At 60.4% G+C, this 22015-nt stretch carries 17 protein-coding genes and 1 pseudogene; 4 read left to right on the top strand and 14 right to left on the bottom strand.

Going from position 1 to position 22015, the window contains the following annotated elements; genetic code table 11:
* Nucleotides 1-13: 13 nt before the first annotated feature.
* From arcC to arcD (ACYZUD_RS30530), 4 genes are all read right to left on the bottom strand, one after another.
* A complete protein-coding gene (arcC, locus tag ACYZUD_RS30515; RefSeq protein ID WP_462021519.1) occupies nt 14-943 on the bottom strand; it encodes a carbamate kinase in 930 nt (309 codons plus the stop codon).
* A 163-nt stretch (nt 944-1106) separates the two neighbouring features.
* Entirely contained in the window at nt 1107-2117 is a 1011-nt protein-coding gene (locus ACYZUD_RS30520; protein ID WP_462021520.1) for an ornithine carbamoyltransferase, read from the bottom strand.
* A gap of 70 nt (nt 2118-2187) precedes the next feature.
* A complete protein-coding gene (gene arcA / locus ACYZUD_RS30525) occupies nt 2188-3444 on the bottom strand; it encodes an arginine deiminase (RefSeq protein ID WP_462021521.1) in 1257 nt (418 codons plus the stop codon).
* A gap of 35 nt (nt 3445-3479) precedes the next feature.
* Nucleotides 3480-4907, bottom strand: a complete 1428-nt coding sequence (gene arcD / locus ACYZUD_RS30530; protein WP_462021522.1) for an arginine-ornithine antiporter — start codon at nt 4905-4907, stop codon at nt 3480-3482.
* A 445-nt stretch (nt 4908-5352) separates the two neighbouring features.
* On the opposite strand from arcD (ACYZUD_RS30530), the gene arcD (ACYZUD_RS30535) reads away from it, so the two are divergent.
* Nucleotides 5353-6780 (top strand): arginine-ornithine antiporter, encoded by a 1428-nt coding sequence (gene arcD / locus ACYZUD_RS30535; protein WP_462021523.1) that lies wholly within the window; start codon nt 5353-5355, stop codon nt 6778-6780.
* A complete protein-coding gene (locus ACYZUD_RS30540) occupies nt 6777-7583 on the top strand; it encodes a DNA-3-methyladenine glycosylase family protein (RefSeq protein WP_462021524.1) in 807 nt (268 codons plus the stop codon). The genes arcD (ACYZUD_RS30535) and ACYZUD_RS30540 overlap by 4 nt, the downstream gene beginning before the upstream one ends.
* A 168-nt stretch (nt 7584-7751) precedes the next feature.
* Here the strand turns inward: ACYZUD_RS30540 and ACYZUD_RS30545 are convergent, their stop codons facing one another.
* The 10 genes and pseudogenes from ACYZUD_RS30545 to gap all read right to left on the bottom strand — a co-directional run bounded on the left by ACYZUD_RS30545 (nt 7752) and on the right by gap (nt 18881).
* The gene (locus ACYZUD_RS30545) at nt 7752-9083 is read right to left on the bottom strand and encodes a CoA transferase (protein WP_462021525.1); all 1332 of its coding nucleotides are present in this window, start codon (nt 9081-9083) and stop codon (nt 7752-7754) included.
* Between the two features lie 116 nt (nt 9084-9199).
* On the bottom strand, nt 9200-9955 hold the full coding sequence (locus ACYZUD_RS30550; RefSeq protein WP_462025136.1) for a methyl-accepting chemotaxis protein: 756 nt from the start codon (nt 9953-9955) through the stop codon (nt 9200-9202).
* Between the two features lie 150 nt (nt 9956-10105).
* Nucleotides 10106-11473 (bottom strand): annotated as a pseudogene (locus ACYZUD_RS30555) (methyl-accepting chemotaxis protein); the annotation flags it as partial.
* Between the two features lie 67 nt (nt 11474-11540).
* A complete protein-coding gene (locus ACYZUD_RS30560) occupies nt 11541-11936 on the bottom strand; it encodes a YbaN family protein (protein ID WP_462021526.1) in 396 nt (131 codons plus the stop codon).
* A 164-nt stretch (nt 11937-12100) separates the two neighbouring features.
* A complete protein-coding gene (locus ACYZUD_RS30565; RefSeq protein WP_462021527.1) occupies nt 12101-12700 on the bottom strand; it encodes a biliverdin-producing heme oxygenase in 600 nt (199 codons plus the stop codon).
* 113 nt (nt 12701-12813) lie between these two features.
* Nucleotides 12814-15405 (bottom strand): TonB-dependent receptor, encoded by a 2592-nt coding sequence (locus ACYZUD_RS30570; RefSeq protein ID WP_462021528.1) that lies wholly within the window; start codon nt 15403-15405, stop codon nt 12814-12816.
* 120 nt (nt 15406-15525) lie between these two features.
* Nucleotides 15526-16491, bottom strand: a complete 966-nt coding sequence (locus ACYZUD_RS30575) for a FecR family protein (RefSeq protein ID WP_462021529.1) — start codon at nt 16489-16491, stop codon at nt 15526-15528.
* Nucleotides 16492-16616: 125 nt separating this feature from the next.
* Nucleotides 16617-17135, bottom strand: coding sequence for an RNA polymerase sigma factor (locus ACYZUD_RS30580; protein WP_462021530.1), 519 nt, complete (start codon nt 17133-17135; stop codon nt 16617-16619).
* Nucleotides 17136-17212: 77 nt separating this feature from the next.
* A complete protein-coding gene (locus ACYZUD_RS30585; protein ID WP_462021531.1) occupies nt 17213-17677 on the bottom strand; it encodes a methylglyoxal synthase in 465 nt (154 codons plus the stop codon).
* 202 nt (nt 17678-17879) lie between these two features.
* Nucleotides 17880-18881 (bottom strand): type I glyceraldehyde-3-phosphate dehydrogenase, encoded by a 1002-nt coding sequence (gene gap / locus ACYZUD_RS30590; RefSeq protein WP_265040509.1) that lies wholly within the window; start codon nt 18879-18881, stop codon nt 17880-17882.
* 220 nt (nt 18882-19101) lie between these two features.
* Here gap and edd point away from each other — a divergent pair, with 220 nt between their 5' ends.
* Both edd and ACYZUD_RS30600 read left to right on the top strand, forming a co-directional pair.
* Nucleotides 19102-20928 carry a phosphogluconate dehydratase gene (edd, locus tag ACYZUD_RS30595; protein WP_462021532.1) on the top strand — a complete coding sequence of 609 codons (1827 nt, stop codon included), beginning with the start codon at nt 19102-19104 and terminating at the stop codon, nt 20926-20928.
* The gene (locus tag ACYZUD_RS30600; RefSeq protein ID WP_462021533.1) at nt 20925-21884 is read left to right on the top strand and encodes a glucokinase; all 960 of its coding nucleotides are present in this window, start codon (nt 20925-20927) and stop codon (nt 21882-21884) included. Before edd ends, ACYZUD_RS30600 begins: the two co-directional genes overlap by 4 nt.
* Nucleotides 21885-22015 lie beyond the last annotated feature (131 nt).

Here is a 22015-nt window from a genome sequence, read left to right on the forward strand (position 1 = left end):
CCGGAGTTTCTTTTTATAGATAGCTGATGCCAGGTTTCGCCGTACTGATACGCGTGCCGGCCTTGCCCTGGACAATCGCTTCGATGTCCGAGAGTGAACCGATCACCGCGGTTTTTCCAGTATGGCGCGCGAACTCGCAGGCCGCCTGAACCTTCGGTCCCATGGAGCCTGCGGCGAAGCCGAGCTTTTCCATTTCGTCCGGGTGAGCCTGGGCGATGGCTTTCTGGGTCGGTTTGCCGAAGTCGATGAAGGCGGCGTTGACGTCGGTGGCGATCACCAGCAATTCACTGTCCAGCTGTTCGGCCAATAGTGCCGAGCACAGGTCCTTGTCGATCACCGCTTCCACGCCTTGCAGCTTGCCGTGGGCGCCGTACATCGTCGGAATGCCGCCACCGCCGGCACAGATCACGATGCTGCCTTTTTCCAGCAACCACTTGATCGGGCGGATTTCGAAAATGCGTTTCGGCCTGGGGCTGGCGACCACGCGCCGGAATTTGTCGCCGTCCGGGGCAATCGCCCAACCTTTTTCGGCGGCGAGTTTTTCCGCTTCGGCCTTGGTGTAGACCGGGCCGATGGGTTTGGTGGGGTTCTGGAACGCCGGGTCATTGGCGTCGACTTCGACCTGGGTCAGGAGGGTGGCGAACGGCACTTCGAAATCCAGCAGGTTGCCCAGTTCCTGTTCGATGATGTAGCCGATCATGCCTTCGGTTTCGGCACCGAGCACGTCCAGCGGGTACGGCGAAACCGAGGTGTAGGCCGCCGCTTGCAGCGACAGCAGGCCGACTTGCGGACCATTGCCGTGGGCAATCACCAGTTGGTTGCCGGGATAGACCTTGGCGATCTGTTCGGTGGCGATCCGGATGTTGGCGCGTTGATTGTCCGCGGTCATGGGTTCACCACGGCGGAGCAGGGCGTTACCGCCCAGAGCAACGACGATACGCATAATGCAGTCCTTTCAGAGTTTCGGTGATCCCCTGTAGGAGCTGCCGAAGGCTGCGATCTGTTGATCTTGCTGTTGATCTTCAATGGCTTGAAAAAGATCAAGATCAAAAGATCGCAGCCTTCGGCAGCTCCTACAGGGTCAGATCATGAACAAATGTTCAGCCTTAGATATCCGCCAACGCCGACACCAGGATCGCCTTGATGGTGTGCATGCGGTTTTCCGCTTGCTCGAAGGCGATGTTGGCCGGCGATTCGAAGACTTCTTCCGTCACTTCGACGCCATTGGCCAGGTGCGGATACCGCGCGGCGATGTCCTTGCCAACCTTGGTTTCGCTGTTGTGGAACGCCGGCAAACAGTGCATGAATTTCACACGCGGGTTGCCTGAAGCTTTCATCATTTTGGCGTTGACCTGGTACGGCAGCAGTTGCTCGATGCGCTCGTCCCACGCTTCCACCGGTTCACCCATCGACACCCAAATATCGGTGTGAATGAAGTCCACACCCTTGACCGCTTCGTTCGGGTCTTCGGTGATGGTGATGCGTGCGCCGCTGTCTTCAGCGAAGGTTTTGCACTGGGCGATGAAATCGGCGTGTGGCCACAGCGCCTTCGGTGCGGCGATGCGCACGTCCATGCCCAGTTTGGCGCCGATCATCAGCAGCGAATTGCCCATGTTGTAGCGGGCGTCGCCGAGGTAGGCGTAGCTGATGTCATGCAGCGGCTTGTCGCTGTGTTCGCGCATGGTCAGGGTGTCGGCGATCATTTGTGTCGGGTGGAATTCAGCGGTCAGGCCGTTGAACACCGGTACGCCGGCGAACTTGGCCAGTTCTTCGACGATTTCCTGTTCGAAGCCACGGTACTCGATGGCATCGAACATCCGCCCCAGCACCCGGGCGGTGTCTTTCATGCTTTCCTTGTGGCCGATCTGCGACGACACCGGGTCGATGTAGGTGACGTGGGCGCCTTGGTCGTGGGCCGCGACCTCGAAGGCGCAACGGGTGCGGGTCGAGGTTTTTTCGAAGATCAGCGCGATGTTCTTGCCTTGCAGGTGCGGACGCTCGGTGCCGGTGTATTTGGCGCGTTTGAGGTCGCGGGACAGGTCCAGCAGGTAGTGCAGCTCGCGAGTGGTGTGGTGCATCAGCGAGAGCAGGCTGCGGTTACGCATATTGAAAGCCATGATTGGATCTCCTTTGGTTTCGGTTATCCGCCTGCTTCGCGCCTTATAAGTGCGAAGCAGGGCACAAGAATTAATAGTCGATCGGGTCGCGGATGATCGGGCAGGTCATGCAGTGGCCGCCGCCACGCCCGCGTCCCAGTTCGCCGGCGCTGATGGTGATGACTTCCACACCGGCCTTGCGCAGCAGGGTGTTGGTGTAGGTGTTGCGGTCGTAGCCGATCACCACGCCGGGCTCCACGGCCACCACGTTGTTGCCGTCGTCCCATTGCTCGCGTTCGGCGGCGAAGCTGTTGCCGCCGGTTTCGACGACGCGCAACGCTTTCAGGTTGAGGGCCTTGGCCACGGTGTCGAGGAAGTTGGTTTCTTCGCGGCGGATGTCGATGCCGCCCGGTTTGCTTTCGTCAGGGCGCAGGGTGAAGGCGACGATCTGGTTCACCACTTCCGGGAAGATGGTCACCAGGTCGCGGTCGCAGAAGCTGAACACGGTGTCCAGGTGCATCGCGGCGCGGGACTTCGGCAGGCCGGCGACGATTACTTTCTCGACGGCTTTGTTCTTGAACAGGTTCACTGCCAATTGGCCGATGGCTTGGCGGGACGAGCGTTCGCCCATGCCGATCAACACCACACCGTTACCGATCGGCATCACGTCGCCACCTTCCAGCGTCGAGTTGCCATGTTCCTGATCCGGGTCGCCGTACCAGATTTCAAAGTCGGCGTTGGTGAACTGCGGATGGAATTTGTAGATGGCGGTGGCCAGCAAGGTTTCCTGACGGCGCGCCGGCCAGTACATCGGGTTCAGCGTCACGCCACCGTAGATCCAGCAGGTGGTGTCGCGGGTGAACTGGGTGTTGGGCAGCGGCGGCAAGATGAAGCTGGAATGACCGAGAAATTCGCGGAACATCTGAATGGTCTTGCCGCCGAAGCTGTCCGGCAGGTCATCGGCGGAGACGCCGCCAATCAGGAATTCGGCGATCTTGCGAGGCTCCAGGCTGCGCAGCCAGGAACCGGTTTCGTTGACCAGGCCGAGGCCGACCGAATTGGCAGTGATCTTGCGCTCCAGAATCCAGTCGAGCGCTTCAGGGATGGCAACGATGTCGGTCAGCAGGTTGTGCATTTCCAGCACATCGATGTTGCGTTCACGCATTTTGGTGACGAAGTCGAAATGGTCACGCTTGGCTTGGGCGACCCACAGCACGTCATCGAAAAGCAGCTCGTCACAGTTGTTCGGGGTCAGCCTCTGATGGGCCAGTCCTGGGGAGCAAACCATGACTTTGCGCAGTTTGCCGGCTTCGGAATGTACGCCGTACTTAACTTTTTCCGTGGTCATTACAGTGATCCTCCAGATGACAAAACACTCAGGTGTTACAGGGTCAGGAAGCCGTCATAGAGCCCGTAGGCCGCCACCAGGGCGCCCACGACCACTGCGGCGAAAATCAGCTTCTCGACGTTGGTGAAAACCGGTTTGTTGACTTCAAGCTTGGCCTTGGCGAACAGGATCGCGCCGGGGGCATAGAGCAGGGCGGACAGCAGCAGGTATTTGACGCCGCCGGCATAGATCAGCCAGACCGCATAGATCAATGCGACGGCACCGATGAACAGGTCTTTCTTGCGTTCGGCCACGGCGTTTTCATAACTCTCGCCGCGTACCGCCAGCAGCAGCGCGTAGGCCGCCGACCACAAGTACGGCACCAGAATCATCGAGGTGGCGAGGTAGATCAGCGACAGGTAAGTACTGGCCGAAAACAGGGTGATGATCAGGAACACCTGGACCATCGCGTTGGTCAGCCACAAGGCGTTGACCGGCACGTGGTTGGCGTTTTCCTTGCGCAGGAAGGCCGGCATGGTGTGGTCCTTGGCGGCGGCGAACATGATCTCCGCACACAACAGTACCCACGACAGCAGCGCCCCGAGCAACGAGATGATCAGGCCGACGCTGATCAACGCCGCACCCCATGGACCGACCACGTGTTCAAGCACCGCGGCCATCGACGGGTTCTGCAGTTTGGCCAGTTCCGGTTGGGTCATGATGCCCAGCGACAGCACGTTCACCAGCACCAGGAACAGCAGCACGGTGATAAAGCCGATCACGGTGGCTTTACCGACGTCGCTGCGTTTTTCCGCACGGGCCGAGAAGATGCTCGCGCCTTCGATGCCGATGAACACCCAGACGGTGACCAGCATCATGTTGCGCACCTGGTTCATCACGCTGCCCAGGTCCGGGTTTTTGAGGCCCCAGATGTCCGCGGTGAAGATGTCCAGTTTGAACGCGAAAATCGCGATCAGCACAAACAACAGCAGCGGCACGACCTTGGCGACGGTGGTCACCAGGTTGATGAACGCCGCTTCCTTGATCCCGCGCAGTACGAGGAAATGCACCGCCCAAAGCAGCACCGACGCGCCGATCACGGCGGCAACGGTGTTGCCTTCGCCGAAGATCGGGAAGAAATAACCGAGGGTGCTGAACAGCAGCACGAAGTAACCGACGTTGCCCAACCAGGCACTGATCCAGTAACCCCAGGCGGATGAGAAACCCATGTAGTCGCCGAAACCGGCCTTGGCGTAGGCGTAAACACCGCCATCCAGGTCAGGCTTGCGGTTGGCCAGCGTCTGGAAGACGAATGCGAGGGTGAGCATGCCGACGGCCGTAATGGCCCAGCCAATCAGCACGGCGCCCACGTCGGCACTGGCGGCCATGTTCTGCGGCAGGGAAAAGATCCCGCCACCGATCATTGAACCGACAACCAACGCAACCAGCGCGCCCAGCTTTAGTTTTCCGGGGGATTCAGACATTGCATGACTCCAATGCAGGAGAAGAGAGACAACAGATTAATTCTGTTAGCTTTTCAATCAGCTGACTTAGATCAGTGCATGGGCACATTCCATTGTTAATGAAAGACTTATGAATCTTTCCCGGGCATAACGGTATTGTCGGAAAAGCCCTTTCCAGAAGCCTCGGCCAAATCAAGCAGGAATAACGCATATCACTTGGAGTTTTGAAGCTAGTTCGTTTTTGCGTTTTCGCAAATTTTTCACATGGGTTTTTAATACAAAATTGATTTATCAGGATTGACGCACAAAACTGTTTAATGGCAAGTGGCCATAGATTGAACAGCTATAAATGAAATTGGTTTATTGGCTTTAATTAATGAACGTTATTACGCTTTATCTATTTAGTTAAATCCAACTATGTGACGGTTTCGCGGCACTGGTTGCACCGGGAAGGGGAGACGCAGGAATGTCGCAACCGACGCAAAAGCTTCGCCTGAGCGCGCTGATCGCCCTGGTGGTGGGCTCGATGATTGGCGGCGGGATCTTTTCCCTGCCGCAGAACATGGCCGCCCGGGCCGATGTCGGCGCGGTGCTGATTGGTTGGGCGATCACCGCCGTGGGGATGTTGACGCTGGCATTCGTGTTCCAGACCCTGGCCAATCGCAAACCGGAACTGGACTCCGGGGTGTATGCCTACGCCAAGGCCGGGTTCGGTGACTACATGGGTTTCTCATCCGCCTGGGGTTACTGGATCAGTGCCTGGCTGGGTAACGTCGGCTACTTCGTGTTGCTGTTCAGCACCCTCGGTTATTTCTTTCCGGTCTTTGGCCAGGGCAACACCCCCATCGCCATCGGCTGCGCCTCGATCCTGCTGTGGGCGGTGCATTTCCTTGTGCTGCGCGGGATCAAGGAAGCGACGTTCATCAATCAACTGACCACTGTCGCCAAGATCGTGCCCCTGATCATGTTCATCGTCATTGCCGCCGTGGCCTTCAAGGCTGACATCTTTACCCGGGACATCTGGGGTCGCAGCAACCCGAATTTCGGCGGCGTGATGGACCAGGTGCGCAACATGATGCTGGTGACGGTGTTCGTGTTCATCGGCATCGAAGGCGCCAGTGTGTATTCGGCCCGGGCCGAGAAACGGTCGAACGTCGGCCGGGCGACGGTCATCGGTTTTCTCGGGGTGCTGGCGTTGCTGGTGTTGGTGAACGTGTTGTCGCTGGGGATCATGAGCCAGCCCGAACTGGCGACGTTGCAGAATCCGTCGCTGGCGGCGGTGCTGGAGCATATCGTCGGCCCTTGGGGCGCGTTGTTGATCAGTATCGGCCTGGCGGTTTCGCTGCTGGGGGCCTTGTTGTCGTGGGCGCTGCTGTGCGCCGAAATCCTGTTCGCCACGGCAAAAGACAAGACCATGCCGGCCTTCCTCACCAAGGAAAATGCCAACCATGTGCCAGTCAACGCGCTGTGGCTGACCAATGTGATGATCCAGATATTCCTGCTGATCACGCTGTTTTCCGCCGGCACTTACACCAGCCTGATCTACCTCGCTTCCTCAATGATTCTGGTGCCCTACCTGTGGTCGGCGGCCTATGCCGTGCTGTTGAGCGGGCGTGGTGAAACCTACGAACACGCGTCGGCTGAACGGACCAAGGACCTGATGATCGGCGGCATTGCGCTGTGTTACGCGGTGTGGCTGTTGTATGCCGGCGGGGTGAAATACCTGCTGCTCTCGGCGTTGCTGTATGCACCGGGGGTGATTCTGTTCGCCAAGGCCAAACATGAGCAGGGCGAACCGTTGTTCACTCATCTCGAGAAGGGGATTTTTACCTGTGTCATCACGGGTGCCGGGCTGGCGGCGTATGGGTTGTACAGCGGCTTGCTGTCGTTGTGAGGTTGTTGCTGGGTTTCCAACCGCCCTATGACTGGCCGGCGATGCTGGGGTTCTTGTCGGCGCGGGCCGTGGCTGGAATGGAAACGGTGGTCGACGGTATCTACTCGCGCAGCATTGGCTTGAACGGTGTTCACGGCACGTTTTCGATCAAGCCTGTGGCGACGGATTCCCTTGAGTTGGCGCTGGATTTTCCTGATGGCACCGCCGTGCCCGAGATCGTCACGCGACTGCGACGGATGTTTGATCTGGATGCTGATCTGGCAACGATTCATCGGCAGCTGGCGGTTGATCCGTTGATGGCGCGGTTGATTGCCGAGCGTCCAGGGCTGCGGGTGCCGGGGGCGTGGGACGGTCTGGAGCTGGCGATTCGCGCGGTGTTGGGTCAGCAGATTACGGTCAGTGCGGCGATCAAACTGGCGGGGAAACTGGTGGCGCAGTATGGCGAGCCCCTGGATTCGTCACGGCCCGGGTTGACCCATGTGTTTCCTGATGCCGCGGTTTTGGCCGCAGCGGATCTGGCGACCCTGGGGATGCCGAAGAGTCGTGGCCGGACGCTGTCTGGTGTGGCTCAGGCGTTGCTTGATGATCCGTTGTTGTTTGAACCCGGCCGGGAGGGCGGTGTTGCGCGGCTGCTGGCGTTGCACGGGATTGGCGACTGGACGGCGCAGTACATTCCGTTGCGGCAGTTGCGGGAGAGGGATGCGTTTCCGTCGGGGGATGTGGGGTTGATTCATGCGTTGGCTGCGCTTGAGGGGGACGCGGTGACGGCCCGGCAGTTGCTGTTGCGAGCTGAAGCCTGGTGACCTTGGCGGGGTTATGCGGCTCAGCTTCTTTGGACATCACTGAGTCGGTCTGACTGAGCTGATCCGATAGGTGTGCTGACTGTTCGGGCCTCATCGCGAGCAGGCTTGCACAGGTGAGGCGGCGGTCAAAATGTGGGAGCGAGCCTGCTCGCGATGACTCTCTCAGGATCACCACCACTGCGCGCGATGGGAACCCAATTCGGTCGCCGCAAGTGCCCACTGCAACGGCGTTCCCGTGATCTTCAATGGAACATGAAGTCGATGCGCCGGTCCCCAAGGCGTCTGCTCGACCAACATGCCCTGATCGTTGTCATCCTCTGCCCGCAGCGGTTCATTTGTCGCGGCGCCACCTTCGATCAACAGTTTCGCCGTCCGCGCCAACGACAGCCGGGCGGATCCCCCCTGTCCCAGTAATCTGATCGCACTGGCCGCCATCAAATACCCGGTGGCGTGATCCAGCGCTTGTAACGGCAATGGCACTGGCTTGTCCGCGCTCTTCCATTGCATGCCGGCCTCGGCAATCCCGCTGCTCATCTGCACCAGGCTGTCGAAGCCGCGACGGTTCTGCCACGGGCCGCTCCAGCCATAGGCGTTAAGACTGACGTCGATCAGGCCGGGAGCGAGTTTCTGCCGATCAGCGATGCCGTAACCCAGGCGTTCCAGTGCATCGGCACGGTAGCCGTGGAGCAAGATGTCCGCCTCCTTGAGCAGGCTTTCGAACACGGCGCGATCGGTCTTGTCGTGCAGGTTCAGGCGCGCGCAGCGTTTGCCCTGGGTGACTTCCGGTACCACGCCCGGCTCGTTCCAGGTCGGTGGGTCGATACGCAGCACATCGGCGCCGAGACCTGCCAGAAACCGGCTGGCGACCGGGCCGGCGAGCACTCGGGTCAGGTCCAGCACCTTGATCCCGGCCAGCGGTTGCGCCACCGAACCTTGCCACGGTTTTGTGTCATGGCTGCTGTTGGGGGTGAATTGAATCAACGGTTCGGCGTTCACGGCTTGACCCTGGGGATGGGCCTGCCATTGCGTCCAGGTTCGCATCTCGGCGGCGCAACCGCCGGCATCGACCACGGCGTGTTCCAGATCGGATTTGGCCCACTGAGCAACCTTGCTGGCCATGGCCGTACGGTCGCTACAGGCGCCGAGCACTTTTTCGGCAGCGGCACGGTGATGGGGGGCGTTGGTGTGCAGGCGGATCCAGCCATCCTTGGCCGCATAGTCCCCGGCGACCGGATCCCACAGCGGTGGAACGCTCCAGCCCACCGGGCGGATCGAGGTCGCGAACCAGAACGAGGCCAGACGCCGGTCGACTTCAAGATTGGGTAAGCGACCGGTGTGTTGCTGCAGCAGTTCGCTGGTGGCTTGTCCGGCGGCGCCAATGCTGGCGCAGGCAAGGTCGGTGACGGCAAACGCCGAGGGCAGGGCGCCACTCGAGGTGAAGGCGATTTTGGTGTGAGGCAAGCCGAGTGCGGCTTGAATGGACGTGAGTAAATCAGTCATCGAAGGCCCTCCGGAACGAGAAGGCAGCATAGTGCAAAAGATCAAAAGATCGCAGCCTGCGGCAGCTCCTACGGAGATCGGTGTAGGAGTTGCCGAAGGCTGCGATCTTTTATGGATTACACCCGGAACTGGTCCATCAATTTCATTTGATGGGTGGTCAGGGAGTTGAGGTGGCTGCTGATCTGCGCCGATTCAGTGGCCTGGCCCGTCAGGGTTTCGGTGACGGTGCGGATCGCCGAGACGTTGCGGTTGACCTCTTCGGCCACGGCGCTTTGTTGTTCGGCGGCACTGGCGATTTGCAGGTTCATGTCGCTGATCACGGTGACCGCGTCGCTGATTTTGCTCAAGGCCTGCACGGCTTGCTGGATTTGCCCGGCGTTGCTGTGGGCCTGGGTCTGGCTCGAATGCATGGTGGCAACCACGCCGCGGGTGCCGGTCTGGATGCGTTCGATCACGATGCGAATTTCTTCCACCGAATCCTGGGTGCGTTTGGCCAGGTTTCGCACTTCGTCGGCCACCACTGCAAACCCGCGACCGCTTTCGCCGGCACGGGCCGCTTCGATCGCGGCGTTGAGGGCCAGCAGGTTGGTCTGCTCGGCGATGCTGCGGATCACTTCCAGCACCGAACCGATCTGTTCGCTGTTGACCGCCAGCGCTTCGACTTCGGTCACGGCCTTACTGACTTCATCGGCCAGCTGATTGATGTCGCGGGTGCTGCGCTCGATGATCGACATGCCATCGCGGGCCGATTGATCGGCGCCCTTGGCGGCATTGGCGGCGTTCGATGCACTGTTGGCAACGTCGTGGGCGGTGGCGCTCATCTCGTTGGAGGCGGTGGCGACCTGGTCGATTTCGCGGAACTGCACCTGCATGCCTTCGCTGGTCTGACGGGCGATTTCCGAAGACTGGTCGGCCGTGCCGCGTGCATCGGTGATGCTCTGTTTGATCTGCGCGATAGTCGGTTGCAGCTTGTCGAGGAAGCGGTTGAACCAGCTGACCAGTTCGCCCAGTTCGTCTTTTTTGCTGTAGTGCAGGCGTTGCGTCAGGTCGCCGTCGCCGCTGGCAATCGCCTTGAGCATTTGCGCCACGCTGTTGATCGGCCGGGTCACGCCCGACGCGGTGAGCCAGATCAGCAACAGACCGACCAGGCCGGCAATGACCGCCACCAGCAGCGCTTTGATCGTGCCGCTTTGCTGGGCGTCATCGAGTACCGCTTGCAGCTTCACCGAATCGGCCAGCAGCACCTGTTTCGGCAGGTCGATCACCACGCCCCAGGCTTTGGAATCGGCAATCGGGCTGACCGGGTATACCGCACGGATCAGATCGCCTTGTTCGAGGATCTTCGGCGAACCACCGCTGAGCAATTGCAGGACGTCCTTGCCATCTGCGCCCAGTGTTTCACCGATGCTTTTACCGACCTTGCTCGCGTCAATGCTGTAACCGGCGAGCACGCCGCTGCCGGAGACGATCAGCATGTGCCCGGCGCTGTTGAACAGATCACGCTGGGAATCGACCGCCGCCGCTTGCAGGGCGTCGAGGGCGATGTCCACACCGACCACACCGATGGATTTGCCGTCCACCAGCAGCGGTACGGAAATGGTCGTCATCAGCATTTCCTTGCCACCGACGGTGTCGGCATACGGGTCCAGCAGGCAGGTGCGCTTGCTGTCGCGAGGGCAGGTGTACCAGCTGTTATATGGGGTGCCGCTGAGGCTCAGGGTGGTTTTGGTCATGTCGTCTTCGACCATGATCGTGTTGATCCCGGCACCCCCTGCGCGGCTCCAGTAACTGGCGAAACGTCCGGCTTCGTTTGACTGGCGAGCGGCGTCATTGGCGAATTCGCTGTCCTTGCCGTCCAGGCCGTTGGGCTCGAACGCCAGCCAGATCCCCAGCACTTTAGCGTTGCGTTCGAAGGCGGTTTTGAGGCTCTGGTTCAACTCTTCACGCAGGGCACCGGCCTCAAGCGAACGCTTGGCGGCCATGTTGCGCATGTCCTTGATCTGATCGGCCAGGGCGGTCACCACCATCAGGCTTTCACCGAACGTCTTCTGCACCCGCACGGCTTGCTCGGCAGCCTTGGCCTGGAGCAGGTTCTGCACACTGGCGGTGAGCATCTTGCTGCTGGAGGCGCTGACCAGTTCATCGTTCTGATTGGTCTGGTAGATGTTCATGCCGACAATCAACACGACCACCCCCAGCAGGCACAGGCCGGACAGCAGAACGATTTTCAGGCGAATGGACAGAGAGTTGAACATAGGGCGAACTCGCGAAGGGATGAGGTGTTGGCTGTGAGTCGTGGTCGACCCGGTTCGCCGAGTCCATTCAGCGCCATTCACTGCACATCGGCGAGGGTCGGGGGTTGCATGAGGTGGGTGCCGACGAGCGGTCATGGTTGAACGTTTGCGCGGGAAAATGTGCCGAAAAGCGGGTTAAAACGGGGAAAAACCCCGGTGTTGCTCAGGACGGTTGCGGCAATGATTCCGGTCGCGACCAGATCCACAGATTGCCCAGGCTCATGCCCGCGATGGCGAGGTAAATCGGCCAGCCATGATCAAGCATGACCAGCATCAACCCGGCGCACAGCAGCATGCTGACGGTGGCGCTGACCTTGGCCCGACGGGCGATGATTTTGCCGTTGCGCCAGTTGCAGAGGATCGGCCCGAACAGCCGATGGTTTTCCAGCCAGGCACTCAGGCGCGGCGAACTCTTGGTCGCGGCCCAGGCGGCGAGCAGGATGAACTCGGTGGTCGGCAGGCCCGGAACGACGATGGCGACCAGGCCGATACCCAGACTGATGTAAGCCAGTAGACCGAAGAGGATGCGGGCGAGTTTGGAGGAGGCAGGGTGGGGCATGGGGCTCAAGGGAAGGCGTGTGAGGTTTGATCGGAGATCTTGCGGACTTGCCCGGTCCCTGTGGGAGCGAGCCTGCTCGCGATGGCAATATCACATTCAACACCGTGGGTGAATGTTAATCCGCTATCGCGAGCAGGCTCGCTCCCACAGGGGAGTGCATTCAGTCAGGCGAGTTCGGGGGTGGTGGCGCAAGCCTGTTCCAGCAACACGGTGAAGCGGTTGAACGCATCGATCGCGCCTTTATCCAGATCGGCTTCTTCCTGCGCATTGAGCTCCAGGCCATCAAGGGTTTTGACGAAACTCTTCCAGCCTTCAGCGCGACCACCGGCCGGTTCGCCGAGGTGACGGGCACCGAAGGTTTCGCTCAAGCCCAGGCCGACAGCACGCTTGATCAGGAACGCGGCACCGAGCTTCGAGCCTTCGGACACAAACAACCAACCCAGCGCTTCGGCTTTGGTCGGGTTCTTCACTGCACCGGCGACGGGCGCCGGAACTTCGGTTTCCAGGTCTGCGAGATCCGCCTTGGCCGCTTCGGCTCGGCATCGAGCCGGCAGGTCCGCAACGATCGCCGTCAGCTCTGCATCGTTGTACAGCGACACCAGTTCCGATTGAAACAAGTACTGGGCAACCACGAAACGGGCAAAGTTGGCCTGGGTTTCGAACGGTGCGTGGGCTTTGACCAGCGCATCGAGTCTGGAATGTGGCTCGTGGGTGATCTGATTCAAACGTTGCGAACGCAGAGCAGGGCGTTGAGCAGTGGTCATGAGAAATCCTTGAGGAATAGGGGCGCTTGGTAACGAGACGAATAAGAAGACGCCTGACAGTAAAAAATCCTCACTGTGCGGTTTCATAAAACCGCGCAGCGAGGTGGGCAGGCTCAGATATCCCAGACCAGGTTGACTGCGAAGTTGCGACCCGGCTGAGTCAGGCGATCGAGGTTGGCCGGGCTGATGACCGAGGCCTCGCCGACGCCGTCGTAACCGCGCACGTCATCCCACAGCCAGTACTTCTTGTCGGTCAGGTTGTAGACACCGGCGCTGACGGTCACGTCGTCGGTCACCTTGTAGAACCCGGTCAGGTCCAGCACGCCGAAGCCCGGTGTCTTGAACTGGGTGCTGACGCCGTCCGGTGATTTGAAGTTGCTGTCGTCGACGCGGTTTTTCTTCTTCACCAGGGTCCAGCTGAGCAAGCCACCGTAGTTGCCCTGGTCGTAACCAAGGCCCAGCACGCCGGTCAGCGGGTTGACGCTGTTGATCGGTTCGCCGGTGTCGTTGTTGCGACCGTAAAGATAGGACACCGAACCCTGGGTGTAGAGACCTTGTGGCGCGCCGAATACATCGAGGTTCAGACGTCCCTTGAACTCCGCGCCCTTGATGGTGGCGTGCCGGATGTTGTTGCTCTGGAAGGTCAGCTCGTCGTAACCGGGTGTGACCGCATCTTCATTAATGAAGTCGCGGTACTTGTTGTAGAACACCGCCACATCGAAGTACCCGGACTCGAAATTGCCGCGCAGCCCGGTTTCGTAGCCTTTGCTGGTTTCCGGTTCAAGGCCCGGGTTGGGTTCCACGCGATAACCGGTGGTGGTGTTCTCGAAGCGCCCGTACAACGCCTTGGCGGTCGGGGTGCGGAAACCTTCGGCGTACTGACCGTACCAAGTGTAGTGATCGGTCAGGGCGTAGGTCAGGCCGAATTTCGGCGACACACGGTGCCAGGTCTTGTGCTCGTTGCTGACGGTGCCGCGACCATCGGCCGCCACGGTGTTCATGAATTCCTGGGTGATGTGCGGCTTGAGGTCGGTGTAGTCGTAGCGCAGGCCTGGCAGGAAGGTCCATTTGTCCCAGCTGATCTGATCCTGGGCGAACAGGCTGTAGGTGTTGACGGTCGGGTCCGGGAAGTCGCTGGATTTTCTCAGGACATCGTTCGGGCTGACCGCGCCGATGACCCGGCAACTGCCAAAGACTTCGAGGCAAGTGCCATTACCGCTGCGCGAGCCAGTGACTTTCTGCTGCTTGATCGTGGTGCCATAGGTCAGCAGGTGTTCTGTGTCGGCAATGCTGAAAGCCTTGTCCAGTTGCGCGTCGAAGACCCACTGCTTTTCTTCGTACAGGGTTTCCCGGGTGCGCAGCACTTTGCGTGAGATCGGGTAGTAGAACTCTTCGGTACTCTGATCGGTCTTGGCGACCTGATGGTTCAGGCTCCACTTGACGTTGTCCACCAGCAGGCTGTCGAGGGCGAAGCTGTGTTCCAGGCCGAAGCGCTCGCGGGTGATGGTGTCGTTGCCGGTGCGCCACTGGTACATACCGCCGGGCAGAATACTGGTCGGAACAGCCGGCTGGCCGTTGGAGTACGGACCGCCGTAGGCGCTTTTCAGATCGGTGTCGCGATCATCCTTGTACTTTTCGTAGGTCAGGCCCAGGCGCGAATCTTCGTTGTAGTTCCAGCCGATCTTGGCCAGCACGTTGCTGGTGCGCACGTCTTCCGGGTTGGCGGCGGTGCGCGCAAGGCCGGTGCCGTTGTTGCTACCGTAGGATTCGGTTTCGTGACCGTCGCGTTGGCTGTAATGCAGCAAACCATCGAACTGATCGGCACGGCCGGCGACGGTGGCGGACTTCAGCCAGCTTTCGTCGGCGGAGCTGTAACCGGTTTTCAGGCGCGCGCCGACGTCTTTGCCGGGCTTGATGATGTCGTCCGGATCGAGGGTGAAATAGCTGACCGCGCCGCCGATGGCGTTGCTGCCGTAGAGCACCGAGGCCGGGCCGCGCAGGATTTCGACGCGTTTGATGATTTCCGGGTCGACGTAGTTGCGCTGGGTCTTGGCGTAGGGGCCGTTGAAGAAGTCGTTCGGTACTTCGACGCCATCGACCTGGGTCAGGATCCGGTCGCCGTCGATGCCACGGATGTTGTAGCCGCTGATTCCGCCACGCTGACCGGCGCCGCCCACCGAAACGCCCGGTTCGTAACGCACCAGGTTCTTGATGGTGTTGACGTTGTTGTGATCCAGCTCGTCGCGGGTGTGGACGGTGACGGTGCCCGGCACGCTTTCCACGCTTTGTTCCTGGCGGGTGGCGCTGATGGTCACCTGTTCCAGGTTGAGGGCGCCGCTGCTGGCACGCTTCTCCAGCACGATGTTGTTGTTGCCCAGTTTGCGATAGCTCAGGTTGGTCCCCACCAACAGGCGATCCAGGGCTTTTTCCGGCGGCAACGAGCCGCGCACGCCCGGCGAGGCCACGCCTTGCGCCAGCTCGGCCGGCAAGCCGACCTGCCAGCCCGTCACGGCGGTAAACGCATTGAGCGCTGAGACCAGTGACTGCTGAGGAATGGCAAACGAGTAGTCGCCCATGTTGCGCGCCGGCTGCTCGGCGGCGGTGGCGGCCATGAGCGGCGCGCTGCCTGCCATCAGGATGGCGGCGGTCAGCAGTGAGAGCACGCGGGAAGGTGTAGAGGCTTGGCGGGTAAGGCGAGAGGACATCGATAGCGCTCCGTGTCGCACGAATCTTATAGGTGCTGATTGGCATTAGAGATGCGAATCAATTGCATTGGCTATAACGAGACGTACGGGCTTCGGCTATCGAGTAAAAATAATTCTCATTTAGTTCAGGATCACCAGCGCCGGGAATTCCCGGAGCCGTGCCGAGGTGATGTGAGCGAGTGAGCGGACCACGTCCAGCGGTTGGTCGAGGCGGTAATTGCCGGTCACGGCGATGTCGGCCAATTGTTCGTTGTTGTTGATGATCCAGCCTGGATAGTAGCGACGCAGTTCCGCCAGCACCTGGCTCATCGGGCAATTCTCGAACACCAGTCGACCCTGGACCCAGGCCAGATCGGTCGCGGCATCGAGCTTGGCTGGCCGGTCAAAACCATTCGGGCCGATGCGGATGCTTTCCCCGGCGGACAAGCGAATCCGCGCGTCGTCGCGAGTCGCCCGCAAGTCGACATCGCCGCGCTGCACCCGAACCTGCGCCACGCCATCGAGGTAGCGCACCGCAAACGCCGTATCGTGCACGCTGGCCTTCACCGGCCCGGCGTCGATTTCCAGCGGCTGGCCGCGATTGGCCGGCACTTCGAAAAACGCCTCGCCCTGATACAGGCGGGCGACGCGTTGCTGATCGTTGATGGTGCTGGAGAATGCCGAATTGGTATTGAGCAGGACTTTCGATCCGTCTTCCAGTTGCAGGCGCTGGCGTTCACCGACCACGGTCAAGTGATCGGCCTGCAAGCGCATCGGCAGGTTGCTGAAGCTGAACAGGCCCAGGATCAACACCGCTGCGGTGGCCAGGGGTATCCAGTGCGGTCGCAGGCGTGACAGGACGGTCACCTTCGGCGGCTGCGCGGCCAGGCTCTGCGCGCACTGCACGACTTGCGGGCCATCCCAGATGGCCTGGGCCTTGTCGAACGCTTGCGCATGCAAGGGGTCGGCGGCCAGCCATTCATGAAATTGTCGGGTCTGTTCCTCGCTCGGACTGCCCAGCACGATCAGCCAGTCCAGGGCCTGGTCCATCGCACTTGCGGGGTCCTGCGCCGGGGAAGGCGAAGGGGGGCGGTGAGTGTCCGTCACGGTGTTTCCTCGGCAGTGTCTGTGCACGGCTGTTTTTTAGTGAAGCTTGAAAGAGGGGCAAGGGTAGCAAAGCCTGATGGTCAGCGCAGTCGATACAGGCGAACGGAGAATGAGCCCAAGAGGGCTCAGTCACCGTTTAACCGTTCGGCAACGCCGATACAGATCGCCATGATCAGCTTCAAGTCCTTCTGCACGGTGCTCAACGACACACCCAGCTTCTCGGCGATCTCCAGGTAGCTGTGCCCGTGCAGGCGACTGAGGATGAAAATCTGCTGCTGACGGGCGCTGAGTTCACTGAGGCTCACGTTCAATCGCTCCAGTAACTGTTCGGCATGGGCAGCGTCCTCGGCACTGCTGACGGGTGCGGCGACGCTTTCCATCACGTCCAGCGGCACGTCGTCGAGCACAGTGCGCGACTGGATGCGTCGCGCACGCAAATGGTCCAGCGCCAGGTTGCGGGCGGTCTGGAAAACGAAGGGTTCAAGGTGATCGATGGCCCGTTCGCTGAGCGCACGGGTCACGCGCAGGTAGGTCTCCTGCAGGAGGTCTTCGGCGGTGCTGTGATTATTGACCATCCGCTCCAGCGTGCGCAGCAGAGAGACTCGCTGGGCGATGAAGACGTGATTGAAGCGCGATTGACTCACGGGAGGACCTGATCCATTTCGAGCGAATGATAATGCTTATCATCCGCTCGAGTGGTCAAGCACTGATTTGTGAAGGTTTACGCGCGACCCAGCAGATAGGTCGCGTAATCGGGGATGCGGTGCAGGTGCGCCTGCTCCATCAGCGGGCTGCTGAGCAGGTAGTCGGCGCTGCATTCATTGCAGGCAACGGGAATGTTCCAGACCGCCGCGACGCGTAGCAACGCCTTGATATCCGGGTCGTGTGGCTGCGGTTCGAACGGGTCCCAGAAGAACACCAGCATGTCGACCCGCTGCTCGGCGATTCGCGCGCCGAGTTGCTGGTCGCCGCCCAAGGGGCCGCTGATCATGCTCTCCACGGGCAGGTCGAGGCGTTGTTGCAACAACAACCCCGTCGTGCCGGTAGCCACCAGTTCATGTTGCGCGAGCCTGTCTTTCTGCCGCTCGGCCCAGTCCAGCAAAAACACTTTGCAGTGATCATGGGCGACCAGGGCGATACGCTTGCGCGCCGCCATGGTCTTTTGCGTAAAGCTGATACCGATCATCGAATGCTGCTCCTGGCGTCACACGCCGACATGGCACGACGCTTATTCGGCTTTGCTAACACCGGGTAGGAGCTGCCGAAGGCTGCGATCTTTTGATCTGGCTTCTTCTCGGGATCGCTGAAAATCAAGATCAAAAGATCGCAGCCTTCGGCAGCTCCTACAGGTGCGCGTCAACGCAGAATGAGGCGTTGTGCCCCTTTGCTTATTCGGCGTTGCACAGCGCCAGGCAGTTATCGAGCATGCGGTTGGAGAAACCCCATTCGTTGTCGTACCAGGCCAGTACCTTGAGCAGCTTGCCGCTGGACTTGGTGTGGTTGGCGTCGAAGATCGACGACAGCGGGTTGTGGTTGAAGTCGCTGGAGACCAGCGGCAGGGTGTTATAACCGAGGATCTTCGAGTGCTGGCTGGCTTCCTTGAGCAGCGCGTTCACTTCATCGGCCGACGCTTCGCGCTTGAGCTGCACGGTCAGGTCGACCAGCGAGACGTTGATCACCGGAACGCGCACCGCCATGCCGGTCAGCTTGCCCGCCAGTTCGGGCAGCACCAGGCCGACCGCTTCAGCGGCGCCGGTCTTGCTCGGGATCATGTTCTGGGTGGCGGAACGGGCGCGGTACGGGTCGGTGTGGTAGACGTCGGTGAGGTTCTGATCGTTGGTGTAGGCGTGGATTGTGGTCATCAGACCGCTTTCGATGCCCAGCTCGCGGTGCAGCACCTGGGCCACCGGGGCCAGGCAGTTGGTGGTGCACGAGGCGTTGGAAATAATCTGGTGCGATTGGCGCAGAATGTCATGGTTAACGCCATAGACCACCGTGGCGTCGGCACCTTTGGCCGGGGCCGAGATGATCACTTTGCGCGCGCCGGCCGTAATATGCGCGGCGGCTTTGGCCCGGTCGGTGAACAGACCGGTGCATTCGAATACGACATCAATCTTCTCCGCAGCCCATGGCAGTTCGGCCGGGTTGCGGATGGCGCTGACAGAAATCCGGTCGCCGTTGACGGTCAGGCTTTCGTTGTCGTGCTGGACATCGGCGTCGAACGTGCCGTGAACAGTGTCGTACTTGAGCAGATGAGCGTTGATCGAGCTGTCGCCCAGGTCATTGATGGCAACGATCTGCAGATCCTGACGATAGCCCTGGGTATACAGTGCGCGCAGGACGTTACGGCCAATACGGCCAAAACCATTGATTGCGATTCGAAGAGTCATTTAACAGGGCCGCCGTCGTTTTGTTGTTGGAATTACAAGATTATTCGCATAAAAATAGAAAACAAGCCTTTTTAATGGCAATATTTTGTTCAATCTACAACGAGTGACCTGAGTCAACTGGTCCGACCGATCAAGAAAACCGTCTGTCATCCCATCGACAACGGCTCTTGCTCAGCATAGACAATCAGGTCGCCACATCCGTTAGCCTGGAGTTCTACACATGCATCCCCGCGTCCTTGAGGTCACCGAACGGCTTATCGCCCGCAGCCGCGCCACGCGTGAGGCTTACCTTGCACTGATTCGCGGTGCAGCCAGCGATGGTCCGATGCGCGGCAAGCTGCAATGCGCCAACTTCGCCCACGGTGTGGCCGGTTGCGGCACCGACGACAAAAACAGTCTGCGGATGATGAACTCCGCGAACATTGCGATTGTTTCGTCATATAACGACATGCTCTCGGCGCATCAGCCGTACGAAGTCTTCCCTGAACAAATCAAAAAAGCCCTGCGTGAGATCGGCTCCGTCGGCCAGTTCGCCGGTGGCACCCCGGCCATGTGCGATGGCGTGACTCAGGGCGAGCCAGGCATGGAGCTGAGCCTGCCGAGTCGCGAAGTGATCGCGCTGTCCACTGCCGTCGCGCTGTCCCACAACATGTTCGATGGTGCGCTGATGCTGGGTATCTGCGACAAGATCGTGCCGGGCCTGATGATGGGCGCATTGCGTTTCGGTCATCTGCCGACGATCTTCGTGCCGGGCGGGCCGATGGTCTCGGGCATTTCCAACAAGCAGAAAGCCGATGTCCGTCAGCGCTACGCCGAAGGCAAGGCCACCCGCGAAGAGCTGCTGGAATCGGAAATGAAGTCCTACCACAGCCCTGGCACCTGCACCTTCTACGGCACGGCGAACACCAACCAGTTGCTGATGGAAGTCATGGGCCTGCACTTGCCGGGCGCCTCTTTCGTCAACCCGAACACCCCGCTGCGCGATGCCCTGACTCGCGAAGCCGCGCACCAGGTCACCCGCCTGACCAAGCAGAGCGGCGACTTCATGCCGATCGGCGAAATCGTCGACGAGCGTTCGCTGGTCAACTCCATCGTGGCGCTGCACGCCACCGGCGGCTCGACCAACCACACCCTGCACATGCCGGCCATCGCCATGGCCGCAGGCATTCAACTGACCTGGCAGGACATGGCCGACCTCTCCGAAGTCGTGCCGACCCTGAGCCACGTCTACCCGAACGGCAAAGCCGACATCAATCACTTCCAGGCGGCGGGCGGCATGTCGTTCCTGATCCGCGAACTGCTGGAAGCCGGGCTGCTGCACGAAAACGTCAACACTGTGCTCGGCCATGGCCTGAGCCGTTACACCAAGGAACCGTTCCTTGATAACGGCGAGTTGGTGTGGCGCGAAGGTCCTATCGAAAGCCTCGACGAAAACATCCTGCGTCCGGTCGCTCGCGCGTTCTCCCCGGAGGGCGGCTTGCGAGTGATGGAAGGCAATCTCGGTCGTGGTGTGATGAAAGTTTCCGCCGTTGCGCTGGAAAACCAGGTCGTCGAAGCACCGGCGATGGTGTTCCAGGATCAGCAGGATCTGGCCGATGCGTTCAAGGCTGGTTTGCTCGAGAAGGACTTCGTAGCCGTGATGCGCTTCCAGGGCCCGCGCTCCAACGGCATGCCGGAACTGCACAAGATGACGCCGTTCCTTGGCGTGTTGCAGGATCGCGGCTTCAAAGTCGCGTTGGTGACTGACGGGCGCATGTCCGGCGCGTCGGGGAAAATCCCGGCGGCCATTCATGTCAGCCCTGAAGCGTATGTGGGCGGCGCTTTGGCGCGGGTGCAAGAGGGCGATATCATCCGCGTCGATGGCGTCAAAGGCACTCTGGAGCTTAAGGTGGACGCCGAAGAATTCGCAGCGCGCACGCCGGCCAAGGGCCTGTTGGGCAATAACATTGGCAGCGGTCGCGAACTGTTTGGTTTCATGCGCATGGCCTTCAGCTCCGCAGAGCAGGGCGCCAGCGCCTTTACTTCTGCCCTGGAGACGCTTAATTGAAACTGGCTTTGGTCGGTGACATCGGTGGGACCAACGCACGTTTCGCGTTGTGGAAAAACCAGCAGCTGGAATCGATCCAGGTGCTGGCGACGGCCGATCACGCCAGCCCGGAAGAGGCTATTGCCCTCTATCTGAGCGGGCTCGGCTTGGCGTTGGGTTCGATCGGCTCGGTGTGCCTGTCCGTGGCCGGCCCGGTGAGCGGCGATGAATTCAAGTTCACCAACAATCACTGGCGACTGAGCCGCAAGGGTTTCTGCAAGACCTTGCAGGTGGATCAACTGCTGTTGGTCAACGACTTCTCGGCGATGGCGCTGGGCATGACCCGTTTGCAGCCGGACGAGTTTCGGGTGGTCTGCGAAGGCACACCGCAACCGTTGCGGCCGGCGGTGGTGATCGGCCCTGGTACTGGCCTGGGCGTTGGCACGTTGCTCGACTTGGGCGAAGGCCGTTTCGCCGCGTTGCCGGGTGAGGGCGGCCACGTCGACCTGCCCCTGAGCAGTCCGCGCGAAACTCAGCTGTGGCAGCACATCTTCAATGAGATCGGTCATGTCAGCGCTGAGACGGCGTTGAGCGGCAGCGGCTTGCCGCGAGTCTATCGGGCGATCTGCGCGGTGGATGGTCACGCGCCTGTGCTTGAAACGCCGGAAGCCATTACGGCGGCCGGTTTGGCGGGCGATCCGATTGCCCTCGAAGTGCTTGAGCAGTTCTGCTGCTGGCTCGGTCGCGTGGCCGGCAACAACGTGCTGACCACGGGCGCACGCGGCGGCGTGTACATTGTTGGCGGGGTGATTCCGCGGTTTGCCGATTTCTTTATCGAAAGCGGGTTTGCCCGGTGCTTCGCTGACAAGGGTTGCATGAGCGATTACTTCAAGGGCATCCCGGTGTGGCTGGTGACGGCACCGTATTCCGGGCTTGTGGGTGCGGGTGTGGCGCTGGATCAATCCATCCCAGCCTGAAATACAATCAAAAATGTGGGAGCGAGCCTGCTCGCGATGGCAGTGTGTCAGTCAACAAGAATGTTGAATGTAATGGCCCCATCGCGAGCAGGCTCGCTCCCACAGTTGGTTCTGCGGTGTTTGTAGATTCA

This window comes from Pseudomonas sp. XS1P51 (genome assembly GCF_054897845.1).